Origin of the sequence: Pseudomonas plecoglossicida NBRC 103162 = DSM 15088, from assembly GCF_000730665.1 — a bacterium.
Classification (GTDB): Bacteria; Pseudomonadota; Gammaproteobacteria; order Pseudomonadales; family Pseudomonadaceae; genus Aquipseudomonas; species Aquipseudomonas plecoglossicida.
Window position 1 is genome coordinate 39,297 of the sequence record NZ_BBIV01000030.1, and the last position, 16,910, is coordinate 56,206.

19 protein-coding genes and 1 other RNA gene are annotated in these 16,910 nt (G+C 61.5%); 12 read left to right on the forward strand and 8 right to left on the reverse strand.

Annotated features, from left to right (window positions below; translation table 11 throughout):
* Positions 1 to 103: 103 nt before the first annotated feature.
* On the reverse strand, positions 104 to 541 hold the full coding sequence (locus PPL01S_RS17080) for a Z-ring associated ZapG family protein (RefSeq protein ID WP_016395492.1): 438 nt from the start codon (positions 539 to 541) through the stop codon (positions 104 to 106).
* 135 nt (positions 542 to 676) lie between these two features.
* On the opposite strand from PPL01S_RS17080, the gene PPL01S_RS17085 reads away from it, so the two are divergent.
* From PPL01S_RS17085 to zapE, 3 genes are all read left to right on the forward strand, one after another.
* Complete coding sequence (locus tag PPL01S_RS17085; protein WP_016395493.1) at positions 677 to 1,312, forward strand: alpha/beta hydrolase; 636 nt, start codon at positions 677 to 679, stop codon at positions 1,310 to 1,312.
* Between the two features lie 25 nt (positions 1,313 to 1,337).
* The gene (locus tag PPL01S_RS17090) at positions 1,338 to 2,681 is read left to right on the forward strand and encodes a tryptophan--tRNA ligase (protein WP_016395494.1); all 1,344 of its coding nucleotides are present in this window, start codon (positions 1,338 to 1,340) and stop codon (positions 2,679 to 2,681) included.
* Positions 2,682 to 2,830: 149 nt separating this feature from the next.
* Entirely contained in the window at positions 2,831 to 3,925 is a 1,095-nt protein-coding gene (zapE, locus tag PPL01S_RS17095; RefSeq protein WP_016395495.1) for a cell division protein ZapE, read from the forward strand.
* A gap of 34 nt (positions 3,926 to 3,959) precedes the next feature.
* Here the strand turns inward: zapE and PPL01S_RS17100 are convergent, their stop codons facing one another.
* Positions 3,960 to 4,880, reverse strand: coding sequence for a GlxA family transcriptional regulator (locus PPL01S_RS17100; protein ID WP_171817242.1), 921 nt, complete (start codon positions 4,878 to 4,880; stop codon positions 3,960 to 3,962).
* 225 nt (positions 4,881 to 5,105) lie between these two features.
* A complete protein-coding gene (locus tag PPL01S_RS17105) occupies positions 5,106 to 6,146 on the reverse strand; it encodes an NADP(H)-dependent aldo-keto reductase (protein WP_016395497.1) in 1,041 nt (346 codons plus the stop codon).
* A 258-nt stretch (positions 6,147 to 6,404) separates the two neighbouring features.
* Here PPL01S_RS17105 and rplM point away from each other — a divergent pair, with 258 nt between their 5' ends.
* The 7 genes from rplM (at position 6,405) to PPL01S_RS17140 (ending at position 11,273) form a co-directional block, all read left to right on the forward strand.
* Positions 6,405 to 6,833, forward strand: a complete 429-nt coding sequence (gene rplM / locus PPL01S_RS17110; RefSeq protein WP_008097538.1) for a 50S ribosomal protein L13 — start codon at positions 6,405 to 6,407, stop codon at positions 6,831 to 6,833.
* 14 nt (positions 6,834 to 6,847) lie between these two features.
* Complete coding sequence (gene rpsI / locus PPL01S_RS17115; RefSeq protein WP_003260797.1) at positions 6,848 to 7,240, forward strand: 30S ribosomal protein S9; 393 nt, start codon at positions 6,848 to 6,850, stop codon at positions 7,238 to 7,240.
* A gap of 264 nt (positions 7,241 to 7,504) precedes the next feature.
* A complete protein-coding gene (gene petA / locus PPL01S_RS17120) occupies positions 7,505 to 8,098 on the forward strand; it encodes a ubiquinol-cytochrome c reductase iron-sulfur subunit (RefSeq protein WP_016395498.1) in 594 nt (197 codons plus the stop codon).
* Positions 8,098 to 9,309: a cytochrome b gene (locus PPL01S_RS17125; RefSeq protein ID WP_016395499.1), complete on the forward strand. Its 1,212-nt coding sequence runs from the start codon at positions 8,098 to 8,100 to the stop codon at positions 9,307 to 9,309. Before petA ends, PPL01S_RS17125 begins: the two co-directional genes overlap by 1 nt.
* Positions 9,309 to 10,088 carry a cytochrome c1 gene (locus PPL01S_RS17130; RefSeq protein ID WP_016395500.1) on the forward strand — a complete coding sequence of 260 codons (780 nt, stop codon included), beginning with the start codon at positions 9,309 to 9,311 and terminating at the stop codon, positions 10,086 to 10,088. The genes PPL01S_RS17125 and PPL01S_RS17130 overlap by 1 nt, the downstream gene beginning before the upstream one ends.
* A 119-nt stretch (positions 10,089 to 10,207) precedes the next feature.
* Positions 10,208 to 10,831: a glutathione S-transferase N-terminal domain-containing protein gene (locus tag PPL01S_RS17135; RefSeq protein ID WP_016395501.1), complete on the forward strand. Its 624-nt coding sequence runs from the start codon at positions 10,208 to 10,210 to the stop codon at positions 10,829 to 10,831.
* A 10-nt stretch (positions 10,832 to 10,841) separates the two neighbouring features.
* Positions 10,842 to 11,273, forward strand: coding sequence for a ClpXP protease specificity-enhancing factor (locus PPL01S_RS17140; protein ID WP_028625777.1), 432 nt, complete (start codon positions 10,842 to 10,844; stop codon positions 11,271 to 11,273).
* Between the two features lie 49 nt (positions 11,274 to 11,322).
* Here PPL01S_RS17140 and PPL01S_RS17145 read toward each other — a convergent pair whose 3' ends face one another.
* From PPL01S_RS17145 to PPL01S_RS17165, 5 genes are all read right to left on the reverse strand, one after another.
* The gene (locus PPL01S_RS17145) at positions 11,323 to 11,541 is read right to left on the reverse strand and encodes a YgdI/YgdR family lipoprotein (RefSeq protein ID WP_016395503.1); all 219 of its coding nucleotides are present in this window, start codon (positions 11,539 to 11,541) and stop codon (positions 11,323 to 11,325) included.
* A 138-nt stretch (positions 11,542 to 11,679) separates the two neighbouring features.
* Positions 11,680 to 12,258, reverse strand: coding sequence for a BON domain-containing protein (locus tag PPL01S_RS17150; protein WP_016395504.1), 579 nt, complete (start codon positions 12,256 to 12,258; stop codon positions 11,680 to 11,682).
* Complete coding sequence (locus tag PPL01S_RS17155; RefSeq protein ID WP_012274070.1) at positions 12,255 to 12,848, reverse strand: phosphoheptose isomerase; 594 nt, start codon at positions 12,846 to 12,848, stop codon at positions 12,255 to 12,257. Before PPL01S_RS17155 ends, PPL01S_RS17150 begins: the two co-directional genes overlap by 4 nt.
* An 86-nt stretch (positions 12,849 to 12,934) precedes the next feature.
* Positions 12,935 to 13,306, reverse strand: coding sequence for a YraN family protein (locus PPL01S_RS17160; RefSeq protein WP_016395505.1), 372 nt, complete (start codon positions 13,304 to 13,306; stop codon positions 12,935 to 12,937).
* Positions 13,306 to 15,123 carry a penicillin-binding protein activator gene (locus PPL01S_RS17165; RefSeq protein WP_016395506.1) on the reverse strand — a complete coding sequence of 606 codons (1,818 nt, stop codon included), beginning with the start codon at positions 15,121 to 15,123 and terminating at the stop codon, positions 13,306 to 13,308. The genes PPL01S_RS17160 and PPL01S_RS17165 overlap by 1 nt, the downstream gene beginning before the upstream one ends.
* A gap of 188 nt (positions 15,124 to 15,311) precedes the next feature.
* On the opposite strand from PPL01S_RS17165, the gene rsmI reads away from it, so the two are divergent.
* Both rsmI and rnpB read left to right on the forward strand, forming a co-directional pair.
* A complete protein-coding gene (gene rsmI / locus PPL01S_RS17170; RefSeq protein WP_028625778.1) occupies positions 15,312 to 16,187 on the forward strand; it encodes a 16S rRNA (cytidine(1402)-2'-O)-methyltransferase in 876 nt (291 codons plus the stop codon).
* 67 nt (positions 16,188 to 16,254) lie between these two features.
* An RNA gene (gene rnpB, locus PPL01S_RS24365) (RNase P RNA component class A) lies at positions 16,255 to 16,628 on the forward strand.
* Positions 16,629 to 16,910: the final 282 nt, after the last annotated feature.

Consider the following 16,910-nt stretch of genomic DNA (forward strand, 5'->3'; position numbering starts at 1 on the left):
CAGCACCGCTCCCCCTCCTGTGGGAGCCGGCTTGCCGGCGATGAGGACAGTGAATTGCGCACAAGAAAAAGGCCTCTTTCGAGGCCTTGTTCATTTCAGCGAATCAACGCTTGAGCCCGTAGCTCTCATCCAGCATGCCTGGCGAGTTTGGCGTCTTCGGCGCGTAGTCGCGCGGTACTTCGGCGGTGTCGCGCGGTGGCGTCAGGCGGTCACGCGGGCCCTGGGCCGCTTCGGAGTGCAGGGCTGCCAGCAGGCGCTGACGGGTCACCTCGTCCAGGGCCAGGCTGTTGGCGCCTTCGGCCAGGTGATCCTGTACATCCTGGTAGCTCTGGGTCAGTTTCTTGACCAGCACGGCGGTGCTGTTGAAATGGGTGACCACTTCGTTCTGGTAGCTGTCGAAGCGTTTCTGAATGTCATCCAGCTGACGCTGGGTGCTGCTTGGCGCGGCATTGGGCAGCAGGCGCGCCACGACGAAGCCGATGGCGACGCCAATGACCAGGGCCAGGGTTGGCAACAACCAAACAAGGAGCGAGAGTTCCACGAGTCCTTCCTCTATAAACGGCTTTGCTTTACGTTAACGGCTCAGACCTGCGCTGTATACCGCGAGCGATCGCAAATCAGAACAGAATTCCTCACCTAGACGAATCGACCCCCTTCGAGGTCACGGAGTAGTGCCTTGCTTGTCCGCGAAACCCCCTTGTTCATCGATGGCCCTGTGGGCCAGCTTGAAGCCTTGTACCTGGATGTGGCCGATGCCCGTGGTGCGGTGCTGATCTGCCACCCGAACCCGGTCCAGGGCGGCACCATGCTCAACAAGGTGGTCTCGACCCTGCAGCGCACCGCGCGAGATGCCGGCTATGTGACCTTGCGTTTCAATTATCGCGGCGTCGGCCAGAGCGCTGGCAACCATGACATGGGCGCAGGCGAAGTCGCCGATGCCGAAGCTGCCGCAGCCTGGTTGCGCGAGAAACACCCGCAGTTGCCGCTGGTGCTGATGGGCTTCTCGTTCGGTGGTTTCGTCGCAACCAGCCTGGCCGGGCGCCTGGAAAGTGCTGGAGCTGCCCTGCAGCATCTGTTCATGATCGCCCCGGCGGTCATGCGCCTGACCGCCGAATTCCCGCTGCCGCAACGCTGCCCGATCACCCTGGTCCAGCCTGACGCCGACGAAGTCGTGGCGCCGCAGTTGGTCTACGAATGGTCCGACACCCTGTCGCGCCCCCATGAGCTGCTGAAAGTGGCAGAATGCGGACACTTCTTCCATGGCAAGCTGACCGATCTGAAGGATCTGCTGCTGCCGCGCCTTTCGAATTGAGCCAAGCCTGAATAAGCGAACACCCATGACCACGCGCATTCTCACCGGTATCACCACCACCGGCACCCCGCACCTGGGCAACTACGCGGGCGCCATCCGCCCTGCGATCGTCGCCAGCCAGCAGCCCGGTGTCGACTCGTTCTACTTCCTGGCCGACTACCACGCCCTGATCAAGTGCGACGACCCGCTGCGCATCCAGCGCTCGCGCCTGGAAATCGCCGCCACCTGGCTGGCCGGTGGCCTGGACCCGGCGAAGGTGACCTTCTACCGCCAGTCCGACATCCCCGAGATCCCCGAGCTGACCTGGCTGCTGACCTGCGTCGCCGCCAAGGGCCTGCTCAACCGGGCCCACGCCTACAAGGCCTCGGTGGACAAGAACGTCGAGAACGGCGAAGACCCGGACGCCGGTGTGACCATGGGCCTGTTCAGCTACCCGGTGCTGATGGCTGCCGACATCCTGATGTTCAATGCCAACAAGGTGCCGGTCGGTCGTGACCAGATCCAGCACGTTGAAATGGCGCGCGATATCGGCCAGCGCTTCAACCACCTGTTCGGCCAGGGCAAGGACTTCTTCGCCCTGCCGGAAGCGGTGATCGAAGAAAGCGTGGCGACCTTGCCGGGCCTGGACGGTCGCAAGATGTCCAAGAGCTACGACAACACCATCCCGCTGTTCACCAGTGCCAAGGACATGAAGGACGCCATCTCGCGCATCGTCACCGACTCGCGTGCGCCCGGCGAAGCGAAAGATCCGGACAACGCACACCTGTTCACCCTGTTCCAGGCTTTCTCGACGCCGGCGCAGTGCGCCGAGTTCCGTGATGAGCTGCTGCAGGGCCTGGGCTGGGGCGAGGCCAAGCAGCGCCTGTTCCAGTTGCTCGACGGCCAGCTGGCGGAAAAGCGCGAGCACTACCACCAGTTGATCTCGCGCCCGGCGGACCTGGAGGACATTCTGCTGGCCGGCGCTGCCAAGGCCCGCAGGATCGCTACCCCGTTCCTCGAGCAACTGCGCGAGGCCGTCGGCCTGCGTTCGTTCCGCAGCAGCGTGCAGGCCAGCACCGAGGTGAAGAAGAAGGCCGCCAAGAGCGCGCGCTTCGTCAGCTTCCGTGATGAAGACGGCAGCTTCCGCTTCCGCCTGCTGGCCGCCGATGGTGAGCAATTGCTGCTGTCGCGCAGCTTCGCCGACGGCAAGAGCGCCGGCGCCGTGAGCAAGCAACTGCAGCAAGGTGGTGAAGCCGATGTGCGCGTCGAGGGTCTGGGCTTCAGCCTGTGGCTCGATGGCGAGCAGGTTGCCGACGGGCCACGGTTCGACAGCGCCGAAGCCCGTGATACCGCCATCGAAAGCCTGCGTGAAGCTCTGCAGCCACTGTAGGAGCGGGCTTGCCCGCGATCGCCGGCGAAGCCGGTGCCATGCAGCGGATAACTGCCTCCAGTGAGGCATATTGACGCAAGTCGCATTGCCATTAAGCGGGCCTGTCGCTACAGTGACGGCCCGTTTTTTGTTGCCTCGCTAACGAAATCATGACGCCCCTAGAACGATACCAAGCAGATCTGAAACGTCCCGACTTCTTCCATGACGCGGCGCAGGAAACTGCGGTGCGTCACCTGCAGCGCCTGTACGATGACCTGGTGCACGCGCAGAACAACAAGCCGGGCATGTTCGGCAAGCTGTTCGGCAAGAAGGACCAGACGCCGGTCAAGGGCCTGTACTTCTGGGGCGGGGTAGGGCGCGGCAAGACCTACCTGGTCGACACCTTCTTCGAGGCGCTGCCGTTCAAGCAGAAGATGCGCACGCACTTCCACCGCTTCATGAAGCGCGTCCACGAAGAGATGAAGACCCTCAAGGGCGAGAAGAACCCGCTGACCATCATCGCCAAGCGCTTCAGCGAGGAGGCGAGGGTGATCTGCTTCGACGAGTTCTTCGTTTCCGACATCACCGATGCCATGATCCTCGGCACCCTGATGGAAGAACTGTTCAAGAACGGCGTCTCGCTGGTGGCGACCTCCAACATCGTCCCTGACGGCCTGTACAAGGACGGCCTGCAGCGTGCGCGCTTCCTGCCGGCGATTGCCATGATCAAGCAGTTCACCGACGTGGTGAACGTCGACAGCGGAGTCGACTACCGCTTGCGCCACCTGGAGCAGGCCGAACTGTTCCACTTCCCGCTCGACGACGCTGCGCACCAGAGCATGCGTGCGAGCTTCAAGGCGCTGACGCCCGAGTGCACCCAGGCCGTCGAGAACGATGAGCTGATGATCGAGAACCGGCCGATCCGTGCACTGCGCACCTGTGACGACGTCGCCTGGTTCGACTTCCGCGCCCTGTGCGACGGCCCGCGCAGCCAGAACGACTACATCGAGCTGGGTAAGATCTTCCATGCCGTGCTGCTGAGCAACGTCGAGCAGATGGGCGTCACCACCGACGACATCGCCCGGCGCTTCATCAACATGGTCGATGAGTTCTATGACCGCAACGTCAAGCTGATCATCTCGGCCGAGGTGGAATTGAAGGACCTTTATACCGGTGGGCGGCTGAGCTTCGAGTTCCAGCGGACCCTGAGCCGGTTGCTGGAGATGCAGTCGCACGAGTTCCTGGCGCGCGCGCACAAGCCGTAATTACAGCTGGGGCTGCAAAGCAGCCCCATGCTCTTCAGGCCTCTTGCATGAACTGCTGGCGATACTGATTCGGCGACAACTCCGTGTGCTGGCGGAACAACCGCGCAAAGAAACTGGCATCGTCATAACCGACTTCATAGCTGATGGTCTTGATGCTCTTGCGCGTGCTCGACAGCAGCCCCTTGGCCGTCTCGATGCGCAACCGCTGCAGGTAGTGCAACGGCTTGTCGCCAGTCGCCCCCTGGAAGCGCCGCATGAAGTTGCGGATGCTCATGCCGTGGTTGCGGGCCACGTCCTCGAAGCGGAACTTGTCAGCGAAGTGCTCCTCCAGCCAATGCTGGATCTGCAGGATGATCAGGTCCTGGTGCAGCTTCTGGCCGCCAAAGCCCATGCGCCCTGGCGTGTAGTTGCGCTGTACTTCGTAGAGGATGTCGCGGGCCACGGCGCGGGCCACGTTGGCACCGCAGAAGCGCTCGATCAGGTAGATGTACAGGTCGCAGGCCGATGTGGTGCCGCCCGCGCAGTACAGGTTGTCGGCATCGGTCAGGTGCTTGTCCTGGTTCAGGCGAATCTTCGGGAAGCGCTCGGCGAAGCTGGTGAAGAAGCGCCAGTAGGTGGTCGCCTCCTTGCCGTCGAGCAAGCCTGATTCGGCCAGCCAGAACACACCGCTCGCTTCGGCGCACAGCACCGCACCCCGGGCATGCTGCTGGCGCAGCCATGGCAGCACCTGGGGGTAGCGCTGCAGCAGGGTGTCGAAGTCTTCCCAGAACGCCGGGAGGATGATCACGTCGGCATCGGCGAGACCGCCATCGACCGGCAGTTGCACGTTGCTGAAGCTGTCCACGGGCTCGCCGTCCGGGCTTACCAGGCAGATGTCGAACATGGGCTGCACGCCCAGGCCCAGCTGTTTGCTGTAGCGCAGGCTGGCGAGGTGGAAGAAATCCTTGGCCTGCATCAGGGTGGATGCAAAGACCTTGTCAATGGCCAGGATGCTGACGCGCCGCAGCGACGCCGAGGGTTGGGTAAACATCATTGTCATTGTTCTTATAGGGTAGAGTGGTCAATCACCGGCTGGATCGTCTTATTTTTTGGCGATTGTGTCTACCCCGCAACATTGGGCGGTCTTCTTCGCGAGACTTGAAAGTCGCGCTGTACCTGTGGGAGCCGGCGGTGCTTGCGGTCAAGGCGCCGGGTTGGGCTGCTCCTGGTGAATCGCCTCGATTGCCGCCAGCAGCTCATCGCTCAGGTTCAGCTCCAGGCTGTTCAAGTTGCTCTCCAGCTGCACCAGGTTCGTTGCGCCAATGATGTTGCTGGTCACGAATGGCTGCCGGGTGACGAACGCCAGGGCCATCTGCGCAGGGTCCAGGCCATGCTCGCGGGCCAGTTGCACGTAGCGGCTGCACGCGGCCACGGTCTGTGGGTTGGAGTAGCGGGCGAAGCGGCTGAACAGGGTCAGGCGCGCGTTGGCCGGGCGGGCGCCGTGCTCGTACTTGCCCGACAGCATGCCGAACGCCAGGGGCGAATAGGCCAGCAGGCCACATTGTTCGCGGATCGCCACCTCTGCCAGGCCCACCTCGAAGCTGCGGTTGAGCAGGTTGTACGGGTTCTGGATCGATACCGCCCGCGGCCAGCCACGGCTTTGGGCCAGCTGCAGGAACTTCATGGTCCCCCAGGGCGTTTCATTGGACAGGCCGATGTGGCGGATCTTGCCCGCGTGTACCTGTTCGTCGAGCACTTCGAGGGTCTCTTCCAGCGGCGTGAACAGGTCATTGGCCAGGTGCTGGTAGCCCAGCTTGCCGAAGAAGTTGGTGCTGCGCTCCGGCCAGTGCAGCTGGTACAGGTCGATGTGGTCGGTGTGCAGGCGCTTGAGGCTCTCGTCCAGGGCGGCGACGATGTGCGCACGGTTGTGCTTGAGCTGGCCGTCGCGGATATGGCTGATGCCGTTGCCGGGGCCGGCGACCTTGCTGGCCAGGACCCAGTCGTCGCGGTCACCCTGCTGGCGGAACCAGTTGCCGATGATGCGCTCGGTGGCGGCACAGGTCTCCGGGCGGGGTGGCACCGGGTACATCTCGGCGGTGTCGATGAAGTTGATGCCGCGGGCCTTGGCCATCGCGATCTGGGCAAAGGCCTCGGCCTGGTCGTTCTGCTCGCCCCAGGTCATGGTGCCCAGGCACAGGGTGCTGACGTCCAGGTCGGTACGGCCGAGCTTGCGGTATTCCATCGGGAAGGCACTCCTTGGGCAAAGAAGCCCATAAAAGCAGGTTGAAATTTTCTGTGCAATCTGGATAATTCGGCCCCTCTCCGTGTGGAGGAAGTGATGCACCACCACGCAGGATGAACCCCGTCGAACATTGGCGTGCCCGACCCGAGCCCCCAATAGCGCCTGTGTTCGGCTGCGCGCTTGCCCTTGGCAAGGTGTGCACTATCCAGTAAGATTCGCCGTCTATTTTTCGCTGGGCGGCCTCTGAGGCTTTAGAGAATGAAAACTTTTACTGCTAAACCGGAAACAGTAAAGCGCGAGTGGTTCGTAGTCGACGCCGCTGGCCAGACCCTGGGTCGTCTGGCTACCGAAATCGCTAGCCGTCTGCGTGGCAAACACAAACCAGAATACACCCCTCACGTTGACACCGGCGACTACATCGTCGTCATCAACGCCGAGCAGATCCGTGTGACTGGCGCCAAGTCTTCCGACAAGATGTACTACTCCCACTCCGGCTTCCCAGGCGGCATCAAGGAAATCAACTTCGAGAAGTTGATCGCCAAAGCCCCTGAGCGTGTTATCGAAACCGCGGTCAAAGGCATGCTGCCGAAGAACCCGCTGGGTCGCGACATGTACCGCAAGCTGAAAGTGTACGCGGGTGCTGCTCACCCACACACTGCTCAGCAGCCTCAAGAACTGAAGATCTAACGGGATAGTTCATTATGTCGGCGACTCAAAATTACGGCACTGGCCGTCGCAAGACCGCAACCGCTCGCGTTTTCCTGCGTCCGGGTACTGGTAACATCTCCATCAACAACCGTTCTCTGGACGTGTTCTTCGGTCGTGAAACCGCTCGCATGGTTGTTCGCCAGCCGCTGGAGCTGACCGAGACCGTTGAGAAGTTCGACATCTACGTCACCGTTTCCGGTGGTGGTGTCAGCGGTCAAGCCGGTGCGATCCGTCACGGTATCACCCGCGCTCTGATGGAATACGACGAAACCCTGCGTGGCGCTCTGCGTCGTGCTGGCTACGTCACCCGCGACGCTCGTGAAGTCGAGCGTAAGAAAGTGGGTCTGCGTAAAGCGCGTAAGCGTCCTCAGTACTCCAAGCGTTAATACCGCTTCGGCAGTCGAAAAAAGCCCGGTTCTTTCGAACCGGGCTTTTTTTATGTCTTGAACTAACCTGTCAGCATGTCCGTGGCGACGTGCCGCATAGACGCAGATCAAGCAAAGCGAGGGTTACAGCCCCTGGTGGGGGTAATCACCTTGTCAGTGTGTGGATTTGTTTCTTACCATGGCGGCCAATTTTTAGTGCCACAGACATTACCTAAGTACAGGCCTGGTCCAACAGGCCAAAGCAAGCTGATGGGAGAGGACTGAATGAGCAATGACGGCGTCAACGCAGGCCGGCGCCGCTTCCTCGTAGCCGCGACATCCGTGGTCGGGGCAGCGGGGGCAGTGGGGGCTGCGGTACCGTTCGTGGGGTCATGGTTTCCCAGTGCCAAGGCGAAAGCTGCCGGTGCACCGGTGAAGGTCAATATTGCCAAGGTCGAGCCGGGGCAGCAGATGGTTGCCGAATGGCGTGGCCAGCCGGTGTTCATCGTTCGGCGAACGCAGGAGATCCTTGGCAACCTGAAGAAGATCGAAGGTGACCTCTCCGACCCTCAGTCGAAGAGTTCGGTGCAGCCGACCTATGTCGACCCCGAGGTTCGCTCGATCAAGCCGGAAATACTCATTCTCGTCGGCCTCTGCACGCACCTGGGCTGCTCGCCGACCTTCCGCCCGGAAGTCGCGCCCGCAGACCTCGGGCCGAAGTGGGTCGGTGGCTATTTCTGCCCTTGCCACGGCTCCCACTACGACCTGGCTGGTCGTGTCTACAAGTCGCAGCCGGCGCCTCTCAACCTGCCGGTGCCGCCGCACTCTTATGAGTCGGACGACATCGTCGTCATCGGCGTCGACCAGGAGAAAGCATGATGAGCAAATTCATGGACTGGATTGACGCTCGCTTCCCCGCCACCAAGATGTGGGAAGACCACCTGAGCAAGTATTACGCGCCCAAGAACTTCAACTTCCTGTATTTCTTCGGCTCGCTGGCCCTGCTGGTGCTGGTCAACCAGATCGTCACTGGCGTATGGCTGACCATGAGCTTCACGCCCTCGGCGGAAGAGGCCTTTGCCTCGGTCGAGTACATCATGCGTGACGTCGAGTACGGCTGGATCCTGCGCTACCTGCATTCCACCGGCGCCTCGGCGTTCTTCATCGTGGTCTACCTGCACATGTTCCGCGGCCTGCTCTACGGCTCCTACCAGAAGCCCCGTGAGCTGGTATGGCTGTTCGGCATGCTGATCTACCTGGCACTGATGGCCGAAGCTTTCATGGGCTACCTGCTGCCGTGGGGGCAGATGTCGTACTGGGGTGCCCAGGTGATCATCTCGCTGTTCGGTGCCATCCCGGTGATCGGTGGCGACCTGACCCAGTGGATCCGTGGTGACTACCTGATTTCGGGTATCACCCTGAACCGCTTCTTCGCCCTGCATGTGGTGGCCCTGCCGATCGTGATTCTCGGTCTGGTCGTGCTGCACATCCTGGCCCTGCACGAAGTGGGTTCGAACAACCCTGATGGTGTGGACATCAAGAAGAAAAAGGACGAAAACGGTATTCCGCTCGACGGCATTCCGTTTCACCCGTACTACACCGTCAAAGACATCGTCGGCGTGGTGGTGTTCCTCTTCGTGTTCTGCGCTGTAGTGTTCTTCTTCCCGGAAATGGGCGGCTACTTCCTGGAAAAACCAAACTTCGAGCAAGCAAACGCGTTCAAGACGCCAGAGCATATCGCCCCTGTCTGGTATTTCACGCCGTTCTACGCAATTCTGCGCGCGGTGCCTGACAAGCTCATGGGGGTAATTGCCATGGGGGCCGCGATTGCTGTGTTGTTCGTGCTGCCCTGGCTCGACCGCAGTCCGGTACGTTCCATGCGCTACAAGGGCTGGATCAGCAAGGTCTTCCTGTTGGTGTTCTGCATTGCCTTCGTCATTCTCGGCATTCTCGGCGTCTTGGCACCGACTCCTGGGCGTACCTTGCTGTCGCAGGTGTGCACGGTGCTGTACTTCGCCTACTTCCTGCTGATGCCGTTCTACACAAGGCTCGAGAAGACCAAACCGGTTCCGGAAAGGGTGACTGGCTGATGAAAAAGTTGATCGCAGTATTTTTGTTGGCAGTGATGCCTGCCTTTTCCTTCGCTGCCGAGCATGGCCTGGAGCTGGACAAGGTCGATATCGACCTGACCGACAAGGCGGCCATGCAGGATGGCGCGCGGACCTTCGCCAACTATTGCATGGGCTGCCACAGCGCCAAGTTCCAGCGTTACGAGCGAGTTGCCGACGACCTGGGCATTCCCCATGAGCTGATGCTGGAAAAGCTGGTGTTCACCGGCGCCAAGATTGGTGACCACATGAACATCGGCATGAAGCCGAGCGATGCCAAGACCTGGTTCGGGGCCGCACCACCCGACCTGACGCTGGTTGCCCGCGTGCGCGGCACCGACTGGCTGTACACTTACCTGCGCAGCTTCTACGAGGACAAGTCGAGGCCGTATGGGGTGAACAACAAGGTGTTCCCGAACGTTGGCATGCCCAACGTGCTGGTCGGCCTGCAAGGCAACCAGGCGATTGGCTGCAAGCAAGTGCAGACGGTGGTCGATGGCAAGAAGCAATTCGACCCGTTGACGGGCAGCCCGCTGACTCACGAAGCCTGTGACCAGCTGACCATCACGCCGAATTCCGGTACCCTGACCACCGAGCAGTTCGACGAGAAGGTCAAGAACCTGGTGACCTTCCTGGCCTATTCGGCCAACCCGGTCAAACTGGAAAGCCAGCGCATCGGTACGTATGTGTTGCTGTACCTGGCTTTCTTCTTCGTGTTCGCCTATTTGCTCAAGCGCGAATACTGGAAGGACGTGCATTGATCACGCAGTAGTTTCTGGTTGTTGAACGCGCCCGGGGCGTCCTGGCAATTTTTTGCCAGGACGCCCCGGGCGCGTTTTCATTTACAGTTTCACGAGCATCCCTTGCGAGGAGGCGCTACATGGGCGCAACCAACCGGTTAGCCTGTTACTCCGGCCCTGCCGATCATTATTCTCATCGAGTACGTCTCGTGCTCGCCGAGAAGGGCGTCAGCGTGCAGGTCATCGACGTCGATCTCGCCCGTCTTCCGCCGAAGCTGGTGGAGGTGAACCCTTACGGCAGTGTGCCGACCCTGGTCGATCGTGACCTGGCCTTGTATGAATCGACCGTGGTGATGGAATACCTCGAGGAGCGTTACCCGCATCCGCCGCTGTTGCCGGTCTACCCGGTGGCGCGGGGCAACAGCCGCTTGCTGATGCATCGCATCCAGCGCGACTGGTGCGCCCTGGCTGATACCCTGCTCGATGCCCGCAGCAGTGAAGCGGCCCGTGCCGACGCGCGCAAGGCGCTGCGCGAAAGCCTGACAGGGGTGTCGCCCTTGTTTGCCGAGTTCGCCTGCTTCATGAGCGAGGAGCAAAGCCTGGTCGATTGTTGTCTATTGCCCATACTCTGGCGTTTGCCGGTAATGGGTATCGAATTGCCGCGGCAAGCCAAGCCGCTGCTGGATTACATGGAGCGACAGTTCGCCCGCGAGCCCTTCCAGGCGAGCCTGTCCTCCGTAGAACGTGAAATGCGCAAGCTTTAAGGAGCCGTTGATGAACTCCAGTCGCCCCTATCTGGTTCGAGCACTGTACGAGTGGATCGTCGACAACGATTGCACCCCTCATATGCTGGTCAATGCCGAGTATCCGGCTGTCCAGGTGCCGCAAGGCTTCGCCAGCGACGGCCAGATCGTCCTGAACATCTCCCCCAGTGCCGTGCGCAACCTGCACATGGACAACGAAGCGGTGAGCTTCGAGGGGCGCTTCAGTGGCGTGTCCCATTCCTTGTTCGTGCCGGTGGGTGCCATTCTCGGGATTTACGCCCGTGAAAACGGCCAGGGCATGGTCTTCGAGCTCGAGCCTCCGGTGATGGAAGACGACGAGCTGGAAGATGAAGGTGTCGAGCCGGATGACGATGGCCCGCCGCAAGGCGGTGGTCAGCCGCCACGGCCCAGTGGCCGGCCAAGCCTGAAAGTGGTGAAGTGACAAAAAAGGCGATCCATTCGGATCGCCTTTTTCATTGCAGTGCCTGCAATTACAGGTCGCTGATGGTGCGAACCTGGTCCTTGTTGATGCGGGTGCGCTTGCCGTCGAGCTGCTGGAATTCGTAGAAGCCCGTGGACTTTTCAAAGCGTGGCGAGTCGGTGGACTGGAACTCGCGGCCATCGTTGAGGGTGATCAAGCTGGGGGTGGAGCAGCCGGCCAGGGTGGCGAAGGTGCCGATCAGCAGGGCAGGCAGCAGAAGCTTTTTCATGCGGTGTTTCCTGGGTCTGAAGGGTGAGGCTTTGTATTGCTTGTGCTGGTCTCATCGCCGGCAAGCCGGCTCCTACAGGTCTTGCGGTATCCCTGTGGGAGTCGGCTTGCCGGCGATGAGACCGGTACAGGCAATCAATCAGTCGATGTACTCGAACAGCTTGACGATCTTCTGCACGCCAGACACGCTCTGTACCACCGCAGTGGCCGAGTTGGCCTCCTGCTGTGTCACCAGGCCGAGCAGGTAGACGATACCGTTCTCGGTAATGACCTTGATGCGCGAGCTGGGCACGCTATTGTCGGTCAGCATCTGCGTCTTGATCTTGGTGGTCAGCCAGGCGTCGTTGTTGCGCGCCAGGATGGAGGAGGGCGGCATGACCTGCAGCTCGTTGTGCACTTTCTTGACCCGTTGTACCTGGCTGGCGGTCTGCTCGGCCAGGCTCTTGAGGTCGGCGCGCGGGGTTTGCCCGGCAAGCAGCACGATACCGTTGAAGCTGCTGACGACGATGTGCGAGCTCTTGTCCAGGTCCGGGTTGGCTTTGGCAATGTTCACCTCGGCCTTGGTTTCGATCATCGAGTCGTCGATCTTGCTACCGATGGTGCGTGTGCCGCGATCATCCTCGATCGGCGAATTGCGGGTCGAGGTCAGTACCGAGCCGCAGCCGGTGACGCTCAGGCACAGGGTCAGGGCCATAAGGCCGAGGCGCTTGGGGATCATTCTTCACTCCCGAACAGTTGGCTGTCGATCAGATCGCACAGGCAGTGGATCGCCAGCAGGTGGACTTCCTGAATACGCGCAGTGACCGTCGACGGAACGCGGATCTCCACGTCCTCGGGCAGCAGCAGCGAAGCCATGCCGCCACCGTCTCGTCCGGTCAATGCTACGACAATCATTTCGCGATCATGTGCCGCCTGGATCGCTTGAATCACGTTGGCCGAGTTGCCGCTGGTCGAAATCGCCAGCAGGACGTCGCCGGGCTGGCCCAGGGCGCGGATCTGCTTGGAAAAGACTTCGTTGTAGCTGTAGTCGTTGGCAATCGAGGTCAGGGTCGAGCTGTCGGTGGTCAGGGCAATGGCCGGCAGGCTCGGGCGCTCGCGCTCGAAGCGGTTGAGCAGCTCCGACGAGAAGTGCTGGGCATCGCCAGCCGAGCCGCCGTTGCCGCAGGCGAGCATCTTGCCCTCGTTGAGCAGTGCGTTGACCATGACCAGGCTGGCCTGCTCGATGTGCGGTGCCAGGATGTCCATTGCCTGTTGCTTGGTATCGATGCTGGCCTGGAACAGCCGGCGAATTCGGGATTGCATGTCCATCTGGTGACCTTAAGTGGGGCGGTGGCCTTTGCTGGGCGCAACAAGGACCAGCCCGCGAAACATAGAGCAAAAAAATAAGAGTGGGTTCAGCATTCGAAGGCGTTTTTCAGCCATTGAAGCGGTAGGCCTGCATGGTGGCTTCCCTGCAGGGCAACAACATCAAAGCGGCAGGGGTGATTGGCCCAGCGAGCCTCCTTCTGCAGGAACAGGCTGGCGGCAAGCACCAGCCGCCGCTGCTTGCGCCCGTCGATACTGCCGAGGGCGCCGCCAAAGTCCGCATGCCACCGGTAGCGGACTTCGACGAATACTACTGTATCGGCGTCGAGCATGACCAGATCAAGCTCGCCACCTTTGCATCGCCAATTGCGCGTCAGCAATTGCAGGCCTTGCCCCTGAAGGTAATCAAGGGCTTGCTGTTCGGCAGCCTGGCCGGCGCTGGTCGGCGACGCATCGGGCATCAGCGTGGGGTATCCGGCAGGCGCTTGACCTGGCCGCCTGAGAATTCGGCCCATGGCAGCTGGCGTTCGATGCGCTGGTTGGCATTCATGCTCAGGTCGCCGGAGAGGCCTTGCACACGGTTGTCCGGCAGCGCCTTCAACTGACCCAGGCGCGGGGCCAGGCTATAGGCGTCGACACCCATGGCGTACAGGCGCCCCAGGCTGCCGGCGGCTTGTGGCCATTGCTGGACCACTTGCTGGCGCAGGCTGTTGCTGGTGTCGAGCAGCCACGGGGTTTCGCAGAAGCGGATACCGTTCATGTCGTTGTACTGGTTCACGTCACCGCTGGCGCTGTACAGGTTCGAGGTGGCGTATACCGGCACGTCGCCGGCGTACTGGAAGTTCAGGGTCGGCTTGATCTGTTGCGCCTGCTGCGGGGTCGAGGCCAGGAAGATGAAGTCGATGTCCTGACGGCGCGACGGCTGTGCGGCGATGCTGCCGCCGACGGTGCTCTGCAGGCTCTGTGCGCGGCCTTCGCTCTGGCGCAGCTGGAACAGGTTGGCGATCTGCTGGGCCAGGGCGACCGGCTGGGCGATGCGCTCGGCAGCAATGATGGTGCCGCCGTGGCTTTCCCAGTCCTGGCGGAAGGCGGCCAGTACGCGGTCACCCCATTCGCCACTCGGTACCAGTGCCACCGCGCGGACCATGCCGTCGGCGCGGGCGCGACGGGACACTTCGCGGGCTTCGTCCTCGGCAGCGAGACCAAACTGGAACAGCTGTGGCGGGGCCTTCTGGCCGGCATCGGCATAGTTCAGGGCGAGCGTGGTAATGGGCAGTTGCGCGTTGGCGGCCAGCTTCTTCACCAGTGGCTTTTCCAGCGGGCCGATCACCAGTTGCACACCGTCGGCCTGGGCCTGACGGTAGAAGTCGTCGAGCGAGCCGATGCGCGAGCTGTCATAGACCTGCACGGCAGGCGCCTGCTGGCCAGCTTGCTGGGCCTGGAAGTGCGCAGCCATGAAGCCGTCACGCAAGGCGCGGGCTACCCCGGCCAGCGGGCCTTCCTGGGGCAGCAGCAGGCCGATCTTGGTCAGGGGCTGGCTGGCCAGTTCCTTGAGCTTGGTGAGGGCCAGCGGCAGCTGCTTGGCTGCCGGATGCTCCGGATGCTGCTTGCGCCATGTGTCGATGGCGGCCTGCTGCTGTTCGAGGGTGCCGGCACTTTTCACTGCCAGGGCCAGGCTGGTCCAGCCGGCCAGGATTTCGTTGTCCGTGGGCTGTTGCAATTGCTCGGCGGGCAGCGAGGCGACCAGGGCCCAGATCGCATCGTTGTTGGCGCTCGCGGCCTGGCCGCTGAGCAGCGGGGTCAGCAGCACACGCTGCTGGGCGGCGGCCATGGCCTGGCCATCGGCTTCGAGCGCTGCGGCATGCACGCTGTAGGTGCGCACTTGCTGTTGCTCCGGCAGCTCGGCGATGTGTTGCAGGCTGGGGTGCGACAGCGCGGTCAGGGCGGCCTTGGGTTGATTGCGGCTCATCGCGAGTTCCGCGCCGAGGGTGGCGGCGAAGATCTGCTGCGCGGGCTTGAGCGTGTCCATCGGGACTTGCTCGAGAATGCGTGCGGCGCGTGGGTAATCCTTCTGCTTGTAGGCCAGGTCGGCCGCGCTCAGGCGCAGCAGGGCGGCGTCTTCCGCGGACTTGCTGGTAGCCGCTTTCTCGAGCAGTTGCTCGATGCTGGCATCCGGCGTGCGTGGCAGTTCGCCCAGGCTGGATGAGGGCGAGCTGGCGCAGGCTGCCAGCAGGGCAGCGAGGCAGAGGGCTGTGAACAGCCGCAGGCAAGCGATCATGTAAAGGTCCTGTTACTCGATCAAGTTGGCCGGCAATTGTACCCAAGCGCTGGCTCGGACGCGATGTTGCTGTATGCCGATCCTTCACTATAGGTGGCTCGTCGCGGCGTGTCGGCGAAGTTCTTTGCGCCCTGTTGCCGGTGCTCGGGCTACAATGACGCCTTTGATCCGAAAGGCAGGTAAGTGCAGTGACTGATGTGGCAGGGGCTTCGAAATCCACGGTGGGGACGCTGTATGTGGTCGCTACCCCTATCGGCAACCTCGACGACATGAGCGCCAGGGCGTTGAAAGTGCTGGCCGATGTTGCCTTGATCGCCGCCGAGGACACCCGGCATTCGATCCGCCTGTTGCAGCATTTCGGCATCGACACGCCTCTGGCCGCCTGCCACGAGCACAACGAGCGCGACGAGGGTGGCCGCTTCATCGGCAAGTTGCTGGCGGGTGAGGATGTGGCTCTGGTCTCCGATGCCGGCACTCCGCTGATCTCCGACCCGGGCTACCACCTGGTGCGCCAGGCCCGCGCTGCCGGGGTCAAGGTGGTGCCGGTGCCAGGTGCCTGCGCGCTGATCGCCGCGCTTTCCGCCGCCGGCATGCCTTCGGATCGGTTCATCTTCGAGGGCTTCCTGCCTGCCAAGACCGCTGGCCGCCGTGCGCGGCTGGAGCAGGTGAAGGAAGAGCCGCGCACGCTGATCTTCTATGAGGCGCCGCACCGTATTCTCGAGTGCCTCGAGGACATGGAGCATGTGTTCGGTCCCGAGCGTCCGGCGCTGCTTGCCCGTGAGCTCACGAAGACCTTCGAGACCCTCAAGGGGTTGCCGCTGGGTGAGCTGCGTGCTTTCGTCGCAGGCGACAGCAATCAGCAGCGTGGCGAGTGTGTGGTGCTGGTCGGCGGCTGGAGTGCGCCTGAGGGTGACGAGGGTGTCAGCGCCGAAGCACAGCGTGTGCTCGACCTGTTGCTGGCAGAGTTGCCACTCAAGCGTGCAGCTGCTCTGGCGGCTGAAATCACCGGCGTGCGCAAGAACGTGTTGTATCAACTGGCCCTGGAAAAACAGAAATCCGAGTAGTGGCTATTTGATATAATTTGCGCTATAGCTTGTTCTTGTTCGCGCCTGCCGTTAACCTTGGTGGCGGAGAGTCGATCGGACAGTCGCTGCCTGCTTTTGTTCCGCAGCTTTTGTTGCAGAACAGCAGGGGGAGGAAAGTCCGGGCTCCATAGGGCAGAGTGCCAGGTAACGCCTGGGAGGCGCGAGCCTACGGAAAGTGCCACAGAAAATAACCGCCTAAGCATTTCGGTGCCGGTAAGGGTGAAAAGGTGCGGTAAGAGCGCACCGCACGGCTGGCAACAGTTCGTGGCTAGGTAAACCCCACTCGGAGCAAGACCAAATAGGGTTCCATCAGGCGTGGCCCGCGTCGGAACCGGGTAGGTTGCTAGAGGCGTCCAGTGATGGCCGTCGTAGAGGAATGACTGTCCTCGACAAAACCCGGCTTACAGATCGACTCTCCACCTTTTCCATCTGCTCAATCGGTAGCAGATCCTTCTTGGTAATACCAAAAAAATCTTATTCTTAATAAATCACTTTAACTTCGAACTGTATTCGTTTGAGGTGGTTTGATTTTTCACGTGTTTTTCATCCTCTGATACTCCTTCCCCCTTCCTTGAATGCGCTAAATCTCGGTCCCGTAAGGCTTTTCCTTATGAACGTGCCTTGACGGTGCAGCGGGCGGATTCCTATAGTGTGCGCAAGTGGCAGAAAGTGGGATGAAGTGGGTTTTCTGGCACAAAAAAG